This is a genomic window from Marinifaba aquimaris, from assembly GCF_013328345.1.
In the GTDB taxonomy this organism is placed as follows: Bacteria; Pseudomonadota; Gammaproteobacteria; order Enterobacterales; family Alteromonadaceae; genus Marinifaba; species Marinifaba aquimaris.
Window position 1 is genome coordinate 30,267 of record NZ_JABULX010000003.1, and the last position, 22,243, is coordinate 52,509.

Here is a 22,243-nt window from a genome sequence, read left to right on the forward strand (position 1 = left end):
TTGTTTCATGATAATTATTCTAAAACGAAGCAATCCATTGTTCTTTGCAACACTTTGTTATTCTCATCCGCTTGTGAGAACAATTCTCTAAGCTCTGTTGCTAACTCCATTTCTTCTGTTGCGGCTGCTTGAATAGCCGAAATATCCTCGGCAATTTGTCTGACTGTGACCGATTGCTGCTCTGCTGCAGCTGATACTGTGGTAGACATATTTTCAACAGTATTGGCGTGGTCTTTGACTTGGTGAGCAGACGTTTCAGCATCTGATGTCGTGGTGAGTACTTTTTGGGCAGAATTAGCATTGCGGTTAATGCCTTCAACCACAGTGTAGCTGATGCTTTGTAGCTCTTGTAACAACGAGGATATTTGATCTGAAGAGTCACGGCTTGCCTGAGCGAGCATCCTGACTTCATCGGCTACCACAGCAAAACCTCGACCCTGTTCACCCGCTCGCGCGGCTTCAATTGCTGCGTTCAGTGCCAGTAAGTTGGTTTGGTCTGACAAGCTGTTAATGGTTTCTAAAATGCTGCTGATATCGGTAACTTGTTGTTCCATCGTGGCCGCTTGCTGTTGCACACCCGCCATTTCAGCCGTTAGTTTCTCCATCGCTGTTTTGGTTTTTTCATTTATTTTTAGCGATTGCTCGGCTTCTAAATCTAAACTTTGACTCGACTCTAACGTGGCAGCCGCTGATTGGGCGATTTCACTGCTAGTTGAAGCCATTTCTTCAATAGCCGTTGCTATGTTGTCTGTCATTTGTTGGGTTTTTATCGCATCGTCTAAAATAGCTGTGGTCGAATCGCTCAAGGTTTTATTTAACCGAGTACCGGTAAAAATAGATTGTGCTAAACCGACAATTAAATCGCGAAGTGCATAAATCGTTTTACTGATGGCATGAGAAATGGTGCCTAATTCATTGGCACTATCCAATTTAACATCGACGGTCAGGTCCCCTTTATCCGCTATTTTGTCTAGGCTGCTTGTCAGGGTTGATAGTTGTCGTTTTAAAGTATCAATTAGCGTGTAGTTAACCCAAATCAGCATCAGTGTCATCACGATGGCAAAGACTAATGTGAAAACTAATCTTAATTGGGCACTACTTTTAGCATCTTGTGCTTTATCTACAATGTAAACCCATTGCGCGTCTAATAGCTTTTTCACTTGACCTATTTGTTTAGATGCCATCGGGAACCAAGTTTCAGAACCCGGTAAAGATGAAAAATCGGGAGATGGTTGGCCAAGTTCATTGAGGATTTGATTGATTTGTTTGCTTTCACTCGATTGGGTGATTTTTTTAAATGCCGTTAAGCTATTGCCATAAAGTAGGTTTTCTAAGTAGGCTGAAACTAAGTTCAAATCGGCGGTGAAGCGAATCAAATCCGCTTTGCCTTTATTGCCAATTGATTTTTTAGCCAGTGCACCGTTGGCTTTCCCTCTTAGTTGGCCTGCGCGCTCTTTATAGCGGGCAAATAACAAGGCCGTATTGAGTGATAGCGCCACTTCGTTATTACTGATATTGAGCGTAATTTTAGACGCCGCATCTAAGGCCAAACGATTGACCATACTGTAATAGGCAAAAGCGTTTTGACCTTCTAAGCGATCGATTTCTGCTCTTATGCTGCTCTTTTTATCGAGTTGTGCCATTAAAAACTTTATTTTCAGTGGCATTTTAAAGTTATCAGGCCACTTTGCTTGTGCAAGCTTTTTAAACTGATTCGCTGCTGCATCAGCTTTGTCCCTTTGTGCATCAACTTTTTGCTTTCGGCTATCACTCGGTGAGGCTAAAAAACCAGCGGTTAAGCCGCGCTCTACCGCATGATGATGGGCGACTTTTTCAGTTGCATCGAGTAGGGCAATGAGTTGTATATCCCAATGCGCTTTATCGAGCTCATCATTTATGTTGTAAGCTGCTTTACCGACCAAAAATACGATAAAAAAGGAAAATATAATGGCACTAATAAAGGATAACTTAAGGATGGAAATACGATTTAGTACGTTCACTCATCACTCCTTGTTGGACTAAATTTCACATAAGCGTTAAAAACAAAGTTATATTTATAATGATTAGGCGTTGGGCGCTGACCTTTAAACTCTAGTCGCTGCTGAAAAAACTACCTAAAAAGTTAACCGCTAAATCAGCAAAAATAATGTTTCAAAATTTCTAGGCCGATGAAAACGAGATCGCAAGACTTACAAATCTTAATTGCTGTGGTAGATAGCGGTGGTTTTTCTGCCGCTGCTGATAAGTTAGATATACAAGTGGCTAAAGTGTCGCGCGCCGTTAGCCGTTTAGAGCAGCAACTCAATACAACATTAATTAATCGCACTACTCGGAAAATACAACTGACAGAAGAGGGGCGTGATTTTGTCAGTCAGGTGCGCACGGGTTTGCAAACCTTAATGCAAGCAGAAGAAGGTTTACTGAATCTAGATAACAAACCTAAAGGAAAACTCAGAGTCGATGCGGCAAGCCCTTTTGTATTGCACCAGATAGCGCCGCACGTGCAAGCTTTTCAGCAGGCCTACCCCGGTATTGAGTTAGCACTCTCATCCAACGAAGGTTATGTCAGCCTGTTAGAAAATAAAACCGATGTAGCCTTTCGCATTGGTCCTTTAACGGACTCTAGTTTACATGCTAGGTTTATTGGTCATAGTGATTTGTATATAGTCACATCACCTGAATACCTAGCTAAAAATGGGGTACCAAAAAGTTTTGCAGAGCTTGTTCAGCACACACTGATTGGTTTTATTAGTTCAAAGAATCTAAATTTTTGGCCGTTAGGCGAGGGAGTACAAATTAAACCTGATATCACAACCTCACATGGAGAAGTCATCAGGCAGCTTTGTTTACAAGGTGCAGGATGAGTTGTTTATCTGGTTTTATGATCAAAGAAGATTTGCGCAAGGGAAATTTAGTTAGTTTATTTGCCAAGGCTCAAATGCTTGAATCAGATAGGCGCAATATTCATGCACTTTATTACAAAACCTCAGCGATATCGCGTCGAATTAGTGCCTTTCTGGATTTTATTAAGCCAAAGTATCTAAAGCACAGCTACTATTTTACCGACCGTCCTTTGATTGAGCATGTTTTCAAGTGTTTCAGGTACTTGCTCTAGGCTGATGGTGTTTACGGGCACAGCAATATCGCCGGCAAGTACGCAGCGCGTCATGGCTTTACCCGCTCTTAGGGTTTTAGTCAGCGCATCAAAACCGTTGCGCAGTCCTGAGCCTAAGCTTAGTTGGTGAAAGCTCAACCCTCTTAAAAAACTGTCCTGATAGGCTTCTGGACGAATCGTCTGTACTAATTCGACCATCTCACCCTCAAAGCTGAGTGAATTCGCAACATAGATATCATTATCACCACCGACGGTATCTAAACCCACTTCTACGCCTTGGCCTGATGTCAGTTTCATTACTTCATCGACTATATTTTGCTGTTTGTAGTCGATGATATCTGTAGCCCCTAATTTGCTGACATATTCGGTATTCTGCGCTGAACAGGTTGTAATGATTTGCTTAACGCCAAAGAACTTAGCAATTTGAATTGCGAAGCTACCAACCCCACCTGAACCACCTGTTATCAGGATGCTTTTACGATCGCCAATATCTAATTTATCGACGAGTGCTCGCCATGCTGTCCAACCTGCACAAGGGATTGCAGCTGCTAAGGCATCATCAATAACCGGATCCGGTAGTAGATGTTTCGCATCCTGAATACAGTATTCGGCCAAACCGCCATGAGGTTTTAACATGTCACCGTGACAAATGACTTTATCGCCAATTTGCCAACCTTTAACACCTTGGCCCAGTTGTACAATTTCACCCACTACATCTAAACCGGCAACCCAACTATCATCCATATTGGGCACCATATGCTGCCATTGACTGATTTTGGCATCGACAGGGTTGAGACCACAGGCTGTCACTTTGACCAGAACTTGGTTTTCTGCGGGAGTGGGTTGTTTTACGGTGCTAAGGCTGAATTTTTTATTATTAGGGTTATAGGTGATGGCTCTCATAACGTATCCACTTGGGCTGGCTAACTTTAAAAGTGTAGCTTATCTGCTTGATTTCAGGGAAGAGTCAAAAACCTACAAGTCTTGTAAGACGTTAGCGGCTAAATGATTTAGCCGCGTGATCATTAAGACCAAGCAAATTTCTCAAAGGCTTTGTCCAACGGTGTTTCTGCTAAGTGATTGACATAGTTACTGATCACTTTTTGCGATAACACTAAAACAATTTCGATTAATTGTTGCTTGCTAAAGCCCGCAGCAAAAAAAGCTTCTGCTTGTTGATCGGTAAGTTGCCCGCGACTTCTGACCATGGCCAGTGTTGTCTGATGCAGTACCTCTAACTTTTCATTAGGCATGGCTTGTTTGTTTCTCAATGCTTCGATGATGGCATTATCAACTTTCATCGACAGTGCAATCCCCGTATGGGCAGGCACGCAATAAGTGCAGCGGTGTTCAACATTGATGGTCTGCCAAACGACAGTGATTTCTTCGGCGTTAAATGAGCTATTGAGTACGTGTTGATGAAGCTCTAAGTAAGCTTTTAGTGCTTCAGGAGCTGCTGCTAATACGCCGTATAAATTTGGCAACATACCTAAATTAGCTTTTAGCTCTTGTAGTTTAGGCTGAATGGCTTCTGGTGCTGAATCTATGGTGTGCAAATTTAACTTTTTCACAATATTTATTTCCATTTTTATGAGTAAACCTAGCTAAGCATAGTTCGCTTGATATGAATTACTTTTGTTGTTTTTGCAAAAGTAGTTTCTATTTTGCATCTTAATAAAGGGCAGAACTTCCCTGTACTTCAGCTCATCAAAATATGACCTCGCATGAGGTTAAAGCTGATGAGCAAAGCACTTCTTACCCCAGTTTTATTAGTATCAAAAGTATTAGAAAACCTTACTGACCGTGAGTGTTCCCTTCACCTGTGTTTAGCGAGTTTTCACTAATCCAGATTTAGTTTACAGGGTGGCCAATAATATCGGATTAACCGAGGTGGGCTACGATGCCCATGCCACTTTTTACGGAGGTGGTGAGCAAGGGTATACCGACTACCCATTTGCGAGTGAGGAATCGAATCCTTTTATCGATGAGTAGGTTGTGTAAATCGTTTTAATTACAAGCACTGTAAGCGAATTGCAGTGCTTTTTTTGTTTGAAAATAAAATCAATAAAGTGTTACTTTGGCTGTAAATTAAACGCTGAAAGAAAAGTTAAAATGGAATTTTCAACAACGTCAGTATGGCGCTTTATCGGTTACATCGTCTTTGTTCCTATGGCCATTAGTTTTAGTTTTTCTCACGATCAAGCGACAAGCGATGCGATGGCTACGGTCATAATGGCGATCAACATTGCATTGTATATCATGGCTTTTTGGTTAATTACCCGCACTCACAAGTACCAGGTTGATCAACAAGTAATCACTGAAATTGTTAGTAGCTTTTTTATCTTTAAGCGAGTGACAAACTACACGGGTTTAACCGCGATCGTTTTGGATACCAAAATGATCAACGACAGTCGCGATACACATGGCTACAAAGAGGTTTTTACTTACGCGATAAAAACCAAAGATGGCCAATCTATTTTACTGCCCAATGATGTCGATGAAGGTTTTTATATACAGGTTGATGAGCTTATTGGCCAACTTCAGCAATTAACAGGGCTTGAAGTTAACGTGTCGGCCAAGTTTACTGATAAATATCAAAGTGACTACGGTAGAACTTTTGATTTATCTCGCATCCTTTCTAACGCCAATTAGTCAGCATCTTGACCCATTTCACCACTAAAACGCGATAACTTGATGCTAACTTAGCCTAGTTTTATTTCGCTAGATACAAAAGTGTTTTTCTTTGTTTACGGTTTTACACTTTCCTTTTTGGCCGCTGATGAACTGACAACTGGCAGCGTTTAATGACATGTTTTCTGTTAGTGATAAGCTCTAGGCTTTGGAACTTTTAATTAAACGAGACACTTTCTATGAAAAAATCGGTTATTGCTATCGCAGTATCTGCAAGCGTTTTAGTATCAGCTTGTGGTGTAAGCAACCAAGCAACTGCTCCATCAGCTGCTGCAAATACTACAACGGCAACAGAGGGTGTTGTTTTGCAAAATCCATTATTCGCAGCCAGTGAACTGCAATTTCAAGCACCGGATTTTAGTAAAATTAAAGACGAGCATTTTTTACCTGCTTTCGAAAAAGGCATGGCACAGCACTTAGCTGAAATTGAAGCTATTGCAAATAACCCAGCTCCTGCCACTTTTGACAATACATTTGTCGCGATGGAAAAGTCGGGCGAATTACTAACGCGTGTGGGTCGCATCTTTTTCAATTTAGCCGGTTCAACGAGTAACCCTGAGCGTCGTGCTATTCAGCAAGAAATTGCACCTAAAATGGCGGGCCACTCAGATAACATCAAGTTAAACGCGCAATTATTTGCACGTGTTCAAACGGTTTACGATAACCGCAATACATTAAATTTAGACGCTGAAGCGCTGCGTTTAGTTGAAGTGACTTACAAAGATTTTGTTCGCGCAGGTGCTAAGTTAACTCAAGCGCAAAAAGTGGCAATTCGCGCAATTAACGAAGAGCATTCAAAGTTAACTACACAATTTTCGCAAAACCTATTAAAAGAAACGAAGAATATTCAAGTTATCGTTGATTACGCTGAAGAGCTAGACGGTTTATCAGACAAGCAAATTAAAGCGGCTGCTAAAGCGGCAACAGAAGCGGGTCATGACGGTAAATATGCAATTAATATCACAAATACTACGCGTCAGCCTATCTTAGCTTCAATCAACAACCGCGATTTACGTGAGCGTGTTTGGAGTGCTTCGGCAAACCGTGCGCAATCTGGTGAAACTGATAATCGCGCAGTGATTGCTCGTTTAGCAACATTACGTGCAGAAAAAGCGGCGTTATTAGGTTATGACAACTGGGCAAGCTACAGCTTAGAAGCTGAAATGGCTAAAAACCCTACGGCTGTTTACGAGATGTTTGGCTCTATGGTGCCAACCGTTGTTAAGAAAGCACAGTCAGAAGCTGAAACGATTCAAGCTATGATCAAGCAAAAAGGTGGCAACTTTGAGTTAAAACCTTGGGACTGGGCATACTATGCTGATCTCGTTCGCCAAGCGCAATACGACATCAATGAAGAAGAAGTTAAACAATACTTTGAGTTTGATCGCGTATTAAAAGATGGTTTGTTCTTCACTATGGAACGTTTATTCGGTATTCGTTTCGAAGCGCGCACTGACTTACCGGTTTACCACCCAGATGTTGATGCCTACGAAATTTTTGATAAAAATGGCGAAAGCTTAGCTATTTTCTATGCTGACTACTTTGCTCGTGAAGGTAAGCGCGGTGGTGCATGGATGTCATCTTTTGTTGGTCAATCGGGTTTGTTAAATCAAAAGCCAGTGATTGTGAATGTGATGAACATTCCTAAAGGTGCAGATGGTGAACCTACGTTGGTTAGCTACAGCAACGTGACGACTATGTTCCACGAGCTGGGTCATGGCTTACACGGCGCGTTCTCTGATGTTAAATATCCATCACTTGCTGGTACAGCTACATCTCGTGACTATGTTGAATTCCCGTCTACCTTTATGGAAGATTTTGCCGGTACACCTGAAGTTATCGCTAATTACGCCAAACACTACAAGACAGGCGAAGCGATTCCTGAAGAGTTATTAGCTCGCGTGATTAAATCGCGTAGCTTTAACCAAGGCTTCGATACATTAGAATATATGTCTGCTGCCTTATTAGACATGGAATGGCACGCGATCAGTGCAGACCAAGATGTATCGGATGTGAATGCATTTGAACAAAAGGCACTTGAAAAACACGGTGTAAATATCACTGCTATTCCACCTCGCTATAAGTCTACCTATTTCGCTCATTCAATGGGTGGTGGCTACTCGGCGCGTTATTACGCTTACATGTGGAGTGAGATCTTAGCTGCTGATGCCTATGCTTTTGTTCAAGCTAATGGCGGTTTAACGCTTAAAAACGGTGATAGCTTCCGCAAGCATATTTTATCTACGGGTAACAGCAAAGACACTATGGAACTGTATAAAGGTTTCAGAGGGCAAGCGCCAACAACTGATGGTTTATTAATTCGTCGTGGTTTAAAAGAATAAACGACCAGCTAATCTTTTAGATGTTTTCAAACGCCCAGCTTATGCTGGGCGTTTTGCTTTCTGTTGGTTAGTAATACTCGTGATCATTGGCTTTACGCGATGTCATCTTTATCAAAGTATCGTCTTGTTTGATGTAGTGGTGATAGAGCGCAGCCAATATATGAAAGAGAATTAACAGCCAAACGCCCCATGCGCCAAGTATATCTTTGTGAATATAATCAAAGGTCTGTTCATAATCTGAAACTGTGATGCCCAGCGTATTGACAAAAAAGTCAGTATAGAGCCAAGTATCCTCAAACTTAGCAATACTGAATAAAAAGAAAAAATCATTGCTAGCACCTGTGGCCATGTAACCTGTGATGGGCATAATTATCATCACGGCATAGAGCACGTAGTGTCCGATGTGAGCAAAAAAATGAGTGATGGCTGAACCTGGCTCTAGATCGGGGGCGCGTTCGGTCAGTCGCCAGATGACCCTAAGTAAGACCAGAACACCTATTGTGATACCAAAAGACAAATGCAATTGCAGGGCATTCCAATTCTCTGGAGTATCTTTGATGGTAAACCACTGCCGATAGTACACGCTAAGGTAGGCACCAAGGAACAACAGCGCTGTTATCCAGTGCAGGTATTTTGCTATTGTGCCGTAAGTCTTTCTGGAATTTCGTAAGCTCATTAACCCAGTCTCCGCAGCTAGCTGCATAAAGTATGGGATTAAACTACTAAATATGCGAGTAACGAGCGAAAATGCCGACTTTTAGCGTTATTTTCTTCGAACTAGGTCTATTTAGTTAAGAGCCTTGTTTGATGTCATCAAACCGGGTTTTGATCTTTCCACCTATTAAATCTACCCGTCGTTGCATTTCTGCTAACCAAGCTTGATCGTTTTTTAGTGTTGGTGAAAACATCATTTTTCGCTCAGTTGGGCCAACGTAAAACATGCCATCAAATAATTCAGCGGTAGTCGCATTACGCGCATTCATCTGACTTAATTTAACCCTTGCTTTTGGCATTAACGCTGCAAATTCGTGATGGGCTAAAGGCGACGTTTTTAAATCGATTATCGCATTAGAAAGGCTGGGCTGGGCTTGATGAATCGCCTGCATAAGAGCGGGTTGAATAACAGGCCAAACCGTATAAATTTGGTTGGGTTTATGGTGAGCAATACGCGTCATTAACGGCCAGTCTTTAATCGCTAAATTGGGTTTTAATGCTCCATCTAGTTTAAGTGTGTGAAACGCGCCAAAAATAAACAGTGCCTTTTCATTGCGCACGCGCTTTTTAATAAGCTGTTCAAAGCCGTTGACCTTGTCATCTGCTAGTGTTCGCCACGCCTGACTGGTTTGAATATCTGACCAAGAAAAGGCTGCCTCAGCAAGGGTTACTTTAAGCTGATGAGTGTGTTTTTGAGTTTGGTTGAAACGGCGTACTTGGCTGAAAAAATTGGCATACACATCGGGAGTCCAAGCCGTAAAGTAGAGAGTTTCACGCCATACCTGGCTCACTTCTTGTTCACTGATATCTGCTCCTGAAAGGTACTGATCGAGTAAAGCTTGGTATTTAGCATTACCAAATTCGATCACTATATGTTGTACCTTATCAGCAAAGTCAGCGGTGGTGATCATCGCGGTGATCCCTTGCATCACTTCGTCATAAAAGTGGGCATCACCCATAGCGACAATTTGGTATTGGTCAAACAAGTTTAAGATGGCTTGTTCGGCAGGCTTTGCACGGCTTAGCATGGTTGTCGTTTGCTTTTCTGTAAGGTAGTAATTTGAGCTTTTGGGTAGGTAGTCACATGCACTTAGTAAAAAACAAACAACGAAGAGCAAGCTGTGGTTAAAGCATTGACGATAGCGCATAAACATAAGGAACCAAAATATGATTTATGTAAATGATAATTAATTGCGTTTGGGTTGGCAATAATATCTGGGTGCTCTAATGTGTTAGTTTTTATCGACAAAATGATAAATAAATGCTTGTTTTATACACAAAAAAGAACAATTTTGCTCATTTATTATCAATCTAACGTTTTATAATAAAACCTGTTCACAACTACAGGAATCTGCATGTTTCAAAGCATTAAGACGAAAATTCTAGCGAGTGTCACCCTGGTTGTTATCCTAGCCTTTGCAATCATGACGTTATTGATTAGCCAATACACCAGTGAGCGCGCTTATCAAAATGCTTACCAACAAGCCGAGCTACAAGCCGTAGTTTACAATCAAGCCCTGCAACAACAATTAGAACAAAGCTTAGGGCGTATTAAAGCCTTTGCTTTAACCTTTGCTGAGCTAGCTGCCGCAGGTGGCACAGACCGCGCCTTACTCGACGAAATATTAAAAAAAACAGTCACTAATCAAGGTACTAAATACTTAGGCGCTTGGATGCTATGGGAGCCTAATGCTTTTGATGGTTTAGATAACGATTATAAAAGTGCGCCATTTCACGACAGTACAGGGCGCGTGAATGCATATTGGCATTGGGATGAAGCCGGTAACATTACCCATGATGTCAATATCGAATGGCAAGGTGCCGTTTGGTATGACAAGCCCCGAGAACTGAAAAAACCTACTTTTTTAGAGCCTTATATTTATGAAGTTAACGACAAAGAGCAGCTAGTATTTAGTTTAGCTGCGCCGATTTTTGATAACGAGGGACAGTTTTTAGGTATTGTCGGGTTGGATTATGACTTGAATACCCTAACGGCACTTATTGTTGAACAAGCACAAGATCAGCAATTGAGTTTACTCGCCACCGATGGTTTAGTGTTTGCGGGGCATGAACTCGGTCAGGTTTCTAATTCAGCTTTGGCAGCTGTTAAAGCAGGGCAAAGTTATATTGAAACGATAACCGCACAAGGGCAAAAAGTTTATCGCGTTTATACACCGTTTAACATTGCTGATGCGGTTACCAATTGGTCTTTGGTTAGCTCAATTAATGTTGAAACACTACAGGCTCCGTCCTACCAAATAAAGTTATACATTGGCAAAATTGCTGCTGTTGCTTTAGGGCTGTTATTAATTTTATTGGTGCCTATTTTAAATCGTCTGGTGTTTAAGCCCGTGACCCATGTGACGGATGCCGTAAAGCAAATTGGTCAACATAACTATCAAGTTGATTTGGCCTTAAAAAGCCAAGATGAGATAGGTCAATTAGGTCGAGCGATTCAAACCATGTCGCAAGAAATTGCTAAAAAGACAGACGCTTTGGCACACAGTGAAGAAATGGTCAGGCAAATAAATACTGAGCTAGAGCAAAGGGTTGATGACAGAACGCAAGACTTGCGATCTGCAAATGAATCTTTAGTCATAGCTAAGCAAAAAGCTGATCAAGCGAATCGTGCTAAATCTGAATTTTTAGCCAATATGAGCCATGAAATTCGCACGCCGTTAAACGGTATTAAAGGGCTATATCACTTATTAAATGAAACGCCGTTAAATGACGAGCAACAAGAGTTACTCGATAACTCAGCTGAATCAGCCGAACTGCTACTGACTATTCTCAACGACATTTTAGACTTTTCTAAGATTGAAGCAGGGCAGATTTCTTATCAAGCAGAAGAAACAGAGCTCCATACCTTAGTTCAACAAGTGATTAACTTGAGTTTGCCATTAACACAGCAAAAGCTTATTGAATTCAATGTCGAAATTGATGATAGCGCACCTGCTAAAGCGCAACTCGATCCGCTCAGGGTACGACAAATATTGCTTAATTTACTGAGTAATGCGATTAAATTTACCGAACAGGGTAGTGTGTTACTAGCCGTAACGGTCGAAAGTGACAACTTAGTATTTACTGTTAATGATACCGGAATTGGCATGACAGCCAGCCAGTTAGCGAATATTTTCAAACCCTTTATGCAAGCTGATGCAGGTACCACTAAAAAATTTGGTGGTACGGGGTTGGGGCTCAGTATTTCACAGCAACTCGCAGAGTTGATGTCGGGCAAAATCAGTATCGAAAGCGAACCGGGCGTTGGTACTGTTTGTACCCTGAGCTTACCGCTTATTAGTGACAGACCAGATCAAGCAAGTAATGCTCAATTTTATTTTAAAGCTAAAACCCAGTTTGCGGTTTTATTAGGAGATACCGAACTAGCGCTTAAAATGCATGCCTTATTGGTTAACCAGCAAGTCGATTACCAACTTACCCCAACAATAGACGAGCAGGTTATTCAATCAAACGCCCTGATTGTGCTAGATGTCTTTACTCTGGGGCAAATGACCGAACAAGAACTGGCCAAACTACATCAACACAAACACAAGGTGTTGATTGTTAGGCAATTCCACCAGCAACAAGTAAATGGTTTTATCCATATTATTGATTTCCCTATTACCCCATTCGCTTTTCACAAAGCAGTACAAAAAATGCTCGCTGAAGGGCGGCCTGAGCCAGATAAGTCAACGACTCAACCCCAAGACTTGACGGGCATTAGGGTATTGTTGGCCGATGATATTCATATGAATCGTCTTGTCGCTAAACGCATCTTAGCTAAGTTAAATGCCGAGGTAGGTTTGGCCAATAACGGTGTTGAGGTTTTAGGTAAAGTCGCTGAAGCAGAATTTGATGTAGTACTTATGGATTTACATATGCCTGAGATGGATGGTTTAGTCGCGACCAAGCAACTAAAATCGAACCCCGCTTGGGCTGATATACCTGTGATTGGTTTAACTGCAGATGCCCAAGATGAAACCAAACAAACCTGTTTAACAGCCGGCATGGTTGATTTTATTGTCAAACCGTTTGAGCCTCAGGTACTGGTAGAAAAAATTCAGCGCTCGTTAAAATCCGTCAAATAGAAAAGCACCGCGAAACGGTGCTTGTTAGATAAATTAAACAGCGTTTTTTGCTCGGGTCAGTAAAATAAACGCGATACTCGTGATGGCAAGCACCATAACGTAAATTGAATTACTGACTACATCGACTGGCGATATCTTAAATATGGTACCGAGTAATAAGGCTTGGGCGCCAAAAGGCACTAGGCCTTGAGCAATACAGGCGAAGATATCTAATAAACTCGCACTGCGTTCTGGTTTGGTATTGGAATCATCAGCGAGTTCTTTAGCAATACCACCCGATACGACAATTGATACTGTGTTATTGGCAATACAAAGGTTAGAGAAAAAGGCTAAAAAGCCAATGGCAAACTGGCTCGCTTTACTACCACCTATGTGGCTAATTTTAGCTAGATGGCGCTGAATTTTTTCACTGACATAATGTAAGCCTCCTTGGCGTTTTATCAGCTCACTTAAGCCGCCTATCATCATAGATAATAAAAAGATCTCTTGCATTGAACTAAAGCCTTCATAACTGTCGCTTACTAGGGCTGATAACGAATAGTCGTATTGCCAGATACCTATAGCCGCTGCTGAGAAAATACCTATCAATAAGACAATAAATACATTTACACCGGCAATGGCAAAGCCAAAAATAGCCAAATAGGGCAGGATAAGTATTAAATCGTAGTCTTCAGCTGTGATGCTTTGATTGGGTATGGTTTGAAATGCTAGATAAAGTAAAGTTAATGCTGCGGCTGGCAAAGCAAATTTTATATTTTCTAAGAATTTCTTTTTGATGTCGGCATTTTGTGTTCGAGTAGAAGCGATGGTGGTATCTGAAATAAAAGATAAGTTATCACCAAACATAGCACCACTTAATACCGCACCTGCAACGAGTGCGAGGTTAATATCGGTTGTTTGCGCCACAGCATAGGCAATAGGCGCAACAGCGCCAATCGTCCCCATTGATGTGCCCATCGCAGTTGCAATTAAAGCCGCGATAACAAAAATACCCGGGATAATCATCGATGGCGGCACGATACTCAAGCCCGCATTGACCACTGCATCTACCCCGCCTGTGGCTTTAGCAACAGTGGCAAATGCCCCCGCGAGTAAATAGATCATACACATAGTCATGATATTGCTATCACCGACACCTTTGATAAAAGTACCTATAGCTTGGTCTAAGGTATTTTGATGCCACTTAACCGCGAATAGCAGCGCAATAAAAATGGCAGGCATAATGATGATGGGAGCAGGTGTTTGATAAAATGCATAATCAACGCCCTGAGATTCTAGATACAAGCCAATGCCTAAAAATAAACTAACAAAGAGCAGTAGCGGCAGCAGCGAAATTTTAGCAAGCGTATTTTGATTCATAACAAAAAAAGTGGATTGATTTGCGCGAATTTTATCAATAATTGTCGTGAAAAAGCTGTAAATAGCAGCAAAGTGCTTTGTTGAATATTACAAAAAGTGTAACGAGATAATGCCTAACAAGGCGATGTCAGTCTTGTTTAGCCGCCAGATAAAAGAGGTGGCTAACCTAACTAGAGCAAATTAGGTTAGCCGGGTTTGGTTTATTTAGCTTAAAAAGATTTGTGATTAGTTCTGGATGCCTCCTTGCGTCAGCTTAGTGGGGTTGAGTAATCGTGTTAATTCTTCATGACTTAAATCAGTGTGCTCGGCGGCGACCTCAATAATAGGACGACCTTGTTTGTAGGCAATTTTTGCTATTTCTGCTGCTTTTAAGTAACCGATAATTGGGTTGAGGGCCGTCACTAAAATTGGGTTCTTCGACAAAGCGTCTTTGAGCTTGTCTTCTTTTACCACAAAAGTACTAATGGCTTTATCGGCAAGCAACACACTGATATTGCTCAGTAGTTCAATGCTATCGAGTAGGTTTTTCGCTACTAATGGCAGCATGACATTTAACTCAAAGTTACCAGACTGGCCGGCAACTGTGATGGCACTATCGTTACCTATTACTTGAGCAGAAACCATAGCGGCTGCTTCTGGGATCACTGGGTTAACTTTACCCGGCATGATTGATGAACCTGGTTGCAGGGCTTCTAACTCAATTTCACCTAAACCGGCAAGTGGGCCTGAATTCATCCAACGCAAATCATTGGCGATTTTCATGATGCTAACCGCAGTTGTTTTGAGCTGACCTGAAAGGGCTACCGCAATATCTTGTGAGCCTATATGGGTGAAAAAATTGGCTGCTGGTTGAAAAGCAATACCCGTTTTTTTGCTCAGGGCAATATTAAACTTACCAGCAAAGTCTTGATGAGCGTTGATGCCAGTTCCAACGGCTGTACCGCCTTGTGCAAGGGTTTGGACACTGCTTTGTAATTGCTGAAGGTGTTTGATGTTTGAGTCAATTTGGTCGGCCCACGCATTTAAACTTTGGCTCATGCGAACCGGCATGGCATCCATTAAATGCGTGCGTCCCGTTTTGACATAGCCATCCACTTCTTGTGCTTTGGTACGAATGCTATTGACTAGGTAGTCTAAGCTTGGCAATAGCTTTTCTGCTAGCTCGATGGCGGCACTGATATGAATGGTAGAGGGAATAATATCATTACTACTTTGGCCGTAATTGATGTGGTCATTGGCGCCCACATTGTCACCATAAATGTCACTTGCTAGTGTCGCTAATACTTCATTGGCATTCATATTTGAGCTGGTACCCGAGCCAGTTTGAAATACATCGACAGGAAAGTGCTTGGTATAGTCGCCGGCTAGCAATTGATCTACGGCTTGGCAAATTGCAGCGCCCATCGGCTTTGGAATCAGCCCGAGATCTGTATTGGCCTCAGCTGCGGCATACTTAGCAAGTAACAAAGCTTTGATAAAGGCTTTTGGCATGGTTTGCCCACTGACCGGGAAGTTGTTAACTGCACGCTGTGTTTGTGCGGCATACAAGGCTTCTTTTGGTACAGCTAATTCACCCATACTGTCTTTTTCAATACGTGTTTCGGACATTAAATTTTCCTTATCATTATTTGTTTAGGCTTCGTTCTACATAGCGGGTAGTGATAGCGAGCTCTGCTAACAAGCTTTTCAGTTGTTGCTCACTTTCATCACTTGTCACTAAGCGCTGAAGTGCACTTAGTGGTTTGTAAATTTGATCAAGGCAAGCCTGTCGCCAGTGTCTGGGAACTAATTCATCAACGACAGCTTCGAGCAATAAGCGAAATTGACCTATATAAATCACCCGCTTATTTGCCAGGCTCTGACCATCCATTACGGATTCTTCTTGAGTAAACCAAAGTGCTAATAACGCAGGGTTATTGGCTTCTGAGCCAAACCGAATTTTGCGTTTAAGTTGCTTACTCGCAGGTGTTTCAAGTAGGTCGATATTAGTCATTACTGCAGCTTTAATTGGTCTATAGTTCATTTGCTAATAGTAATGATAATGGTTATCAATATCAACTTGTGTTTTTTATGGGTATTTAGATGCTGGGGGAGGGGCTAAAGTATCTAATTGGGTAATTGGCGGGCATAAAAAAAGAGGCCATCCATGAAGCCTCTTTCTTATTCGCTATAAAGGGGAGCGTAATTTGTTAGCGTTTAATTTGTTTAAACTGCCATGGCAATAATGCTAGCACTGTCCCAACTAAGGTCACCATACCTAAAAAGATGAAGCTACCTCTGAGCACGCCGTATTGCTGACAACACAGTACCGCACCTACAATTAGCAGTACCGTCGATAATATTTGAAACTTAGGGTCAGCCGTTAACGCGCCATTAAAATTCAGTACTAAGAGTCCCAGAACAATAAGTAGGGTTAATAGAGTAAACACCAACATCATGCGCCTCCTTGTAATTGTGGATTCAACTGGCTGTTTTGCGTTTGATCGTCCGACGTTGTTTGCATTTTGTTGGTCAAATGCAATAGATAAATACCTAGCGCAGTCATCACAAGGTCGATACCAACAGATACATAATGGCCGTTATTTATGACATTAAATACATGGCTACCTGTGTAGAAAATATTAATCGGCATAATTGATAACATCACTGCAGCGCAAAGATAGAAAATAGCGCTTCTTGCCGATTTTTCACTCGGCCATATCATTGCCGCGACTGTGATCACTAGCCAGAGTGGATAGAAAATATAACCCAGTATAGGAGTAACATTTTCGATACCGAAACCTTGTTTGATAATCATCTGTGCTGGGAAAAGAGCGAATACGGCAATGACGATACCGCCACAGCTACCCAGTACTAGCTTGCTAAACCTTTGATAAGTTCGCTCTGAGTATTTAGGGCTATTTGAGTTTAAGCCGCGCTCAATCCACAACATCATCCCAGTTAAAGGTAACAAGGCGGTACCTATACCTAAAACACCCCAAATGACTTTCACTAAAATGCCACCAAAGTTACCGAAGTGGAGTGGGAAGAGTAAATCCAATACTGGGCCAGAAGCGCCTTCTAGACGACCAAAGTTACCATTAATTTCTTTTAATTCACCCGTTGAGCCCTGATAAACGGCCAATTGAGTAGCCACTGATTCGCCACCAATGACGTTCGTAAATGCGATAGCACTGGCATCGTTGTAACCCAATACAGTTAATGTGCCTATCTCCATTGCATCTGGGTCAATTAAGTTAGCGTGTTCTAAAATTTTGGCAATTTGCGTCGGTTGTTCAACGTGTTGAATAACTGGCTCGGGTACTGCTGTGAACGTTTCAATCAGCTTTTCTTGATCGCCACCAAAGCTTACAAAAGCTGCCGCAGGGACGAGTACGACAATGGCTAAACCTAAGAATGCACCAGTAAAAGCAATCACAGAATTAAATAATAACCCCCAAACACCGATGACTTTGTGGCTATCGGTAAGCATGAGACTAAAAGTCTTTTGCGGTCTGAACGTGAATAATTGACCGAGGATTTTACGGTGAATGAAGATACCGGTAACAATCGACAGCATCATGGTTAGACCTAATACACCTGTCGTTAATAAACCAATCGGGCGGCCTAAGTGAAGATCTGCATGGAAAGAGACAAGGAAATAAGCAAAACCACTGGCACCGGTATTAAAGATCTCATCCATCGTGCCTTGTTTTTCAAAAACTAACTCATAGGTATGCGGGTCAAATTGATACATAGCGCCAATCGGCGTTGGCCTTTGGCCTTCTTTCAACTCAACGTTGGGATCGCCGTGGTGTGATTCAAAAATGATGGTTAAGTTCGTGTATGAATTGACACTCGGTGGAAAGATCATCACTTCTTCGCGGTAATGGTCGGGTACTTTTTTGGCGTACTCAGCCACCAAGTCTTCCACTTTTTGATAATTTAGATCCGGTAAGCTTCTAACCTCAGGATTACCCCATAACCTTAATTCTGGTTTACTAAAGACAGATACTGCCCCTGTAAAAGCGATTACAAATAGTAAGATACCGGTGACAATACCGACCCAACTGTGAAGGGTGTAGAGCTTTTTTATTGTTTTACTTTTCATCATTTACCCCGCTAATGCTAAATAGGACAAGCCGGCATGAATAAGGATCAATGCACCCATTAGCGCCCATGGTTGCCAGGCTTTTTCTGCAAGATAGCTATAAAGACAAAGGCCAAGCCAGATAAAAGGAAACAATAAAATAGGTACGGCAATTTGATCCGTTAAATCAAATGGCAGGTAAGTTGTCATCCCTGGTATTAAAACGGTAGTGGTAATAAAAGCCATCAAAATGCCGGCAAAGTTACGACTTTTTAATGAAGAGAAAACACTGGTCCTGGTATTTTTAGCTTCCATTATTTTTATCTCTGGTGGTCTTAGCTTGAGCTAAAATATTATTATTTGGCCAAACATGATAAAGATATTTGAGTGTTATGACAAATGAGAATTGTTTTCTTTTGCATCTCTCGGTATATTTGCAGGTCATTAAATTGTCATACAAGGGATCAAAATGCGTCTTCTAAAAAATACTGCGAGTGTACTGTTGCTTTCACTTGCTGGCTTAAGTAGTGCAAGCTATGCATCATCAACTCAAATGTGGGTTCAGTATTTCTCACTGGCTCAAAACATTTCGACTCAAGCCAAAACTGCACCTATGGCGCAGTTAAAAGCAGATAGCACGGAATTGACGTTATTATCTAAGCAGTTATTGCCTGCGTTTATGGAAAAACACCCAATTTGCAATGAATATTTAACAGCAGCACTCGATGCCGCCGAAACCATGATGACAATTTCACTTGATGAGATTGAAAGGGATTATCACGCTGATGGTAAGTTACCTAAGATGACGTCACCATCTTGTTATCACGCTAAAGACTTACTTGTTCACCCGGCAACGGTTGCAGTATTAGCCAGTACTCAACCTGATAATGCACAGACTCGTGAACAAATTGGCCATGAAATGGTTGAAGTGTTGGCGCATTTCTCTGAAGTGAAAAAAGCTGCTGGCTTATAAAAAAAAGCCCTAGTCGATGTGACTAGGGCTTTGCTTTATTCTGTTAAATCGAGAGCTTCAATCTCGCCATTTTCATTGATTGTTGACCCCCACACGAGGTGACTCGCCTGATGGTCGGAAGGTTTAAAGCCAATCGATGACCCCGTACCTAAATCAAGTGAATGTAAACTCTCTAATGTATCAATGAGTTTATCGGTTGATAAATTGCGTCCGGCCTTTTCAAGGGCATGAGTAAATAGCTTAGCCGCAATGTAACCTTCAAATGCAACAAAATCGCCTTCTCGAGTCTGACCAAATTGATCTAACGCTTTGTTGAATGCGCGCGCACTATTAGACATACCTGAATACATAGGAACAACTTGGCTAATAACAACGCCTTCACCGTATTCTGGTCCTAATTCTCTGAACGTTTCCGCTAATGCTTCTGTACCGACAAACGATAAATTGGCAATCTGTCCTTGATAACCTTTCTGTTTGACTAAGCGAGTAAATTCAGCACTTGTTGAGTAAGTACCAATAATAAAAATCACGTCTACTTCGCTGAGTAATGGCTCAAAAACACTAACCGCATCGTCTATTTGAGCTGTATTGCGTTTGTAGCCTGCACTCACTTTTAATCGTTTGGCACCTTCAATACCGTACTCGTGGTGTAACAAACTGCGCAGGTTGTGCACGCCGTCGCGGCCGAAGCTGTCGTCCTGATATAAAACACCGACATTGGTAGCCGATAGCCCTTGCTCGCGAACAAAGTAGTTGAGCAATGCTGATAGTTCTTGTTTATAGCTCGCGCGATAGTTAAATACGTAGCGGTCGGGCGGTGTTTTTCTCAGTACGTTAGCACCGGTAAAAGCACCAAATAAAATGGTTTTTTCTTCAAAAATATAAGGTAAGAAGGCTTTGTTGGTGGGCGTACCTACATTGCCTAAAAAGGCAAAAACACCGTCTTGCTGATCAAAGAAATAATCACTATTGGCAATTACTTTGGCCGGTTCATAACCGTCGTTTTTCGTCACTAGTTCTAGTTGACGACCGTGAATACCACCCGCTTGGTTTACCTCATTAAAATGAGCTTCGATACCGAGTTTAATCGAGCGGCCTAACTCACGTGCCGAGCCTTTAAACGGTGCACTTAAACCTATCTTTATTGTCTCTGCTGAGATTCCTCTTTGTGGCTCAACGCCATAAAAAGCATCAAACACTTGGTATCTAAGACGCTCTACAGAGGCGACAGTGGCCACTGCGGCAAACATTAAAAGCGTTAAGGTTAAGATCAGCTTTTTGGTAAAACTAAAACCTGATTTTTTCGCTCTTGGTCCGGTTGTCGCTATTGTGGCTTCAAATGAGCTTAACTCTTGTTTGCGTTTTTCAACAATACTGGGTGTGGGTTGGGTACCAATTTGCTTTAATTGCGCAATAGAAATGGGTTGGCCGAGTTTGGCTCCTGGTAAAGACATCACATCATTGGCGCTGATCACTTGCGTTTTGTGAGGCATGTCTTCAATACAGGTTTTTAAGCCTGTACGGGCAATCGCTCTTTCCAGTTTTTTGACTTCTGCTAATGGCAGGTTTTTGCGAATGACTACACGCTTACCAGATAAAAACATTTCTATGTGTTTATCGGTAATTTTAAACATGCGTTTAAGTTGGTTTTTTACCTTTTCCGCATCGAGTTCTGGGTCAACGTCGCCAGAATAGACTAGCTGATAAAGCTCTTCATCTCCCGTTGTTGGGTGTGTTAAATGAATAGCTTCTTTGACGGCTTTATTCGTGTCTGTTTGTTCTACACAATTGAGGATGGCTTGCCAAAATTCGCCGACATTGGCATAGCGTTTATCGCGATCGATTGCCATTGCTTGGTTGATAACAGGTTGCAGCAGCAAACAATCTTGATCAGTAATCGATAAATCGGCTAATGGCGTGGGAAGCTCTTTTAATTGTTTTTGCATGATCAGGTCGCGATTACTACCTGAAAACGGTTTTTTACCCGTTGCGCAATAGTGCAAAATAGCGCCGAGTGCATAGATATCAGCACGTGCGTCTAAATCTCGTGCACCACAAATTTGTTCTGGTGCTAAAAAGCCCGGCGTACCTATAATCATACCCAACTGAGTATGTTTTAAATCTTCTTCTGACAGTGGTTTACTAATACCAAAATCAACAATTTTTGCGACTGTTTCGGCGCCAGTCATACTCGTCAGCATGATGTTGCCTGGTTTTAAGTCTCGGTGAACGACATTTAAACCGTGCGCGGCATTAATACCTTGGCACAGTTGTTCAAATAGCCAAACGACTTGGCTTAGCATCAAGCCTTCAGAGCCATCTACGGTACTGTCTAGTGTCCCACCGTCTAAAAACTCCATGGCTAAAAATACGATACCCGATTCGGTAATACCAAAATCTAGCACGTTAACAATATTGGAGTGATTAATGTGGCTGTTGATGCGAGCTTCGCGGAGGAAAAGATCAATAAAGTCTTGATCTTCAAACCCTGGCGCAAGCACTTTTAGTGCAACTTTGCGCGATAGACTGACTTGCTCAGCTAAATAAACTCGACTCATACCACCATCGGCGAGTAGCTGATCGATACGGTAATTACCGTTGAGCGTTTGACCTAGTAATTCATCGGACATAAAAAAGCGATATCTAGTTAAGTTGGCTGTGTATTGGGTTGATGATGATGTGCTCCATGCTTGTTAACCAACCATATAGGTCACAAACATATCAGCGAATGCAAATCGACGCCAAAACTTTATTGTTACAGGATTGATACAAATTTAATGAAGTGCTTGTTTGCAAAGCAAAATATGCCAAACAGGTATTTTTATTTTGGGTAAAATTTTTTGTCATTGACAGGCGCTAAACCCAATAGGCATTGCGTTTTATCTATTGGGT

General features: G+C 41.8%; 17 protein-coding genes. 5 read left to right on the forward strand and 12 right to left on the reverse strand.

The genetic code is table 11. From position 1 onward, the window contains the following. Nucleotides 1–14: 14 nt before the first annotated feature. Nucleotides 15–2,000: a methyl-accepting chemotaxis protein gene (locus HR060_RS02745; protein ID WP_174198743.1), complete on the reverse strand. Its 1,986-nt coding sequence runs from the start codon at nt 1,998–2,000 to the stop codon at nt 15–17. Nucleotides 2,001–2,168: 168 nt separating this feature from the next. On the opposite strand from HR060_RS02745, the gene HR060_RS02750 reads away from it, so the two are divergent. Further along, a complete protein-coding gene (locus HR060_RS02750; RefSeq protein ID WP_425487443.1) occupies nt 2,169–2,864 on the forward strand; it encodes a LysR family transcriptional regulator in 696 nt (231 codons plus the stop codon). Nucleotides 2,865–3,040: 176 nt separating this feature from the next. Here HR060_RS02750 and HR060_RS02755 read toward each other — a convergent pair whose 3' ends face one another. Then, complete coding sequence (locus tag HR060_RS02755) at nt 3,041–4,018, reverse strand: alcohol dehydrogenase catalytic domain-containing protein (RefSeq protein ID WP_174198744.1); 978 nt, start codon at nt 4,016–4,018, stop codon at nt 3,041–3,043. Nucleotides 4,019–4,140: 122 nt separating this feature from the next. Beyond that, nucleotides 4,141–4,686, reverse strand: coding sequence for a carboxymuconolactone decarboxylase family protein (locus tag HR060_RS02760; protein WP_343044140.1), 546 nt, complete (start codon nt 4,684–4,686; stop codon nt 4,141–4,143). Nucleotides 4,687–5,227: 541 nt separating this feature from the next. On the opposite strand from HR060_RS02760, the gene HR060_RS02765 reads away from it, so the two are divergent. Together HR060_RS02765 and HR060_RS02770 are read left to right on the forward strand one after the other, a co-directional pair. Next, nucleotides 5,228–5,767 (forward strand): hypothetical protein, encoded by a 540-nt coding sequence (locus HR060_RS02765; protein WP_174198746.1) that lies wholly within the window; start codon nt 5,228–5,230, stop codon nt 5,765–5,767. 218 nt (nt 5,768–5,985) lie between these two features. Then, nucleotides 5,986–8,148 carry a M3 family metallopeptidase gene (locus HR060_RS02770; RefSeq protein WP_174198747.1) on the forward strand — a complete coding sequence of 721 codons (2,163 nt, stop codon included), beginning with the start codon at nt 5,986–5,988 and terminating at the stop codon, nt 8,146–8,148. 67 nt (nt 8,149–8,215) lie between these two features. Here the strand turns inward: HR060_RS02770 and HR060_RS02775 are convergent, their stop codons facing one another. After that, complete coding sequence (locus HR060_RS02775) at nt 8,216–8,851, reverse strand: cytochrome b (protein WP_343044141.1); 636 nt, start codon at nt 8,849–8,851, stop codon at nt 8,216–8,218. Between the two features lie 88 nt (nt 8,852–8,939). Continuing rightward, on the reverse strand, nt 8,940–10,010 hold the full coding sequence (locus HR060_RS02780) for a hypothetical protein (RefSeq protein WP_174198749.1): 1,071 nt from the start codon (nt 10,008–10,010) through the stop codon (nt 8,940–8,942). Between the two features lie 207 nt (nt 10,011–10,217). Here HR060_RS02780 and HR060_RS02785 point away from each other — a divergent pair, with 207 nt between their 5' ends. Beyond that, nucleotides 10,218–12,950: an ATP-binding protein gene (locus HR060_RS02785; protein ID WP_174198750.1), complete on the forward strand. Its 2,733-nt coding sequence runs from the start codon at nt 10,218–10,220 to the stop codon at nt 12,948–12,950. Nucleotides 12,951–12,983: 33 nt separating this feature from the next. Here the strand turns inward: HR060_RS02785 and HR060_RS02790 are convergent, their stop codons facing one another. The 6 genes from HR060_RS02790 to HR060_RS02815 form a co-directional block, all read right to left on the reverse strand. Beyond that, nucleotides 12,984–14,339, reverse strand: coding sequence for a Na+/H+ antiporter NhaC family protein (locus HR060_RS02790; RefSeq protein WP_484502637.1), 1,356 nt, complete (start codon nt 14,337–14,339; stop codon nt 12,984–12,986). A 195-nt stretch (nt 14,340–14,534) separates the two neighbouring features. Beyond that, nucleotides 14,535–15,917: a class II fumarate hydratase gene (locus HR060_RS02795; RefSeq protein WP_174198752.1), complete on the reverse strand. Its 1,383-nt coding sequence runs from the start codon at nt 15,915–15,917 to the stop codon at nt 14,535–14,537. A gap of 16 nt (nt 15,918–15,933) precedes the next feature. Next, nucleotides 15,934–16,302, reverse strand: a complete 369-nt coding sequence (locus tag HR060_RS02800; protein ID WP_174198753.1) for a hypothetical protein — start codon at nt 16,300–16,302, stop codon at nt 15,934–15,936. Nucleotides 16,303–16,498: 196 nt separating this feature from the next. Next, entirely contained in the window at nt 16,499–16,747 is a 249-nt protein-coding gene (locus HR060_RS02805; RefSeq protein ID WP_174198754.1) for a hypothetical protein, read from the reverse strand. Then, nucleotides 16,744–18,402 (reverse strand): PepSY-associated TM helix domain-containing protein, encoded by a 1,659-nt coding sequence (locus HR060_RS02810; protein WP_174198755.1) that lies wholly within the window; start codon nt 18,400–18,402, stop codon nt 16,744–16,746. The genes HR060_RS02805 and HR060_RS02810 overlap by 4 nt, the downstream gene beginning before the upstream one ends. Beyond that, nucleotides 18,403–18,693, reverse strand: a complete 291-nt coding sequence (locus HR060_RS02815) for a hypothetical protein (RefSeq protein WP_246283063.1) — start codon at nt 18,691–18,693, stop codon at nt 18,403–18,405. It abuts the gene before it with no gap. Between the two features lie 154 nt (nt 18,694–18,847). On the opposite strand from HR060_RS02815, the gene HR060_RS02820 reads away from it, so the two are divergent. Continuing rightward, on the forward strand, nt 18,848–19,351 hold the full coding sequence (locus tag HR060_RS02820; protein ID WP_174198756.1) for a hypothetical protein: 504 nt from the start codon (nt 18,848–18,850) through the stop codon (nt 19,349–19,351). 35 nt (nt 19,352–19,386) lie between these two features. Here the strand turns inward: HR060_RS02820 and HR060_RS02825 are convergent, their stop codons facing one another. Further along, nucleotides 19,387–21,981 carry an ABC transporter substrate-binding protein gene (locus HR060_RS02825; protein ID WP_174198757.1) on the reverse strand — a complete coding sequence of 865 codons (2,595 nt, stop codon included), beginning with the start codon at nt 21,979–21,981 and terminating at the stop codon, nt 19,387–19,389. Nucleotides 21,982–22,243 lie beyond the last annotated feature (262 nt).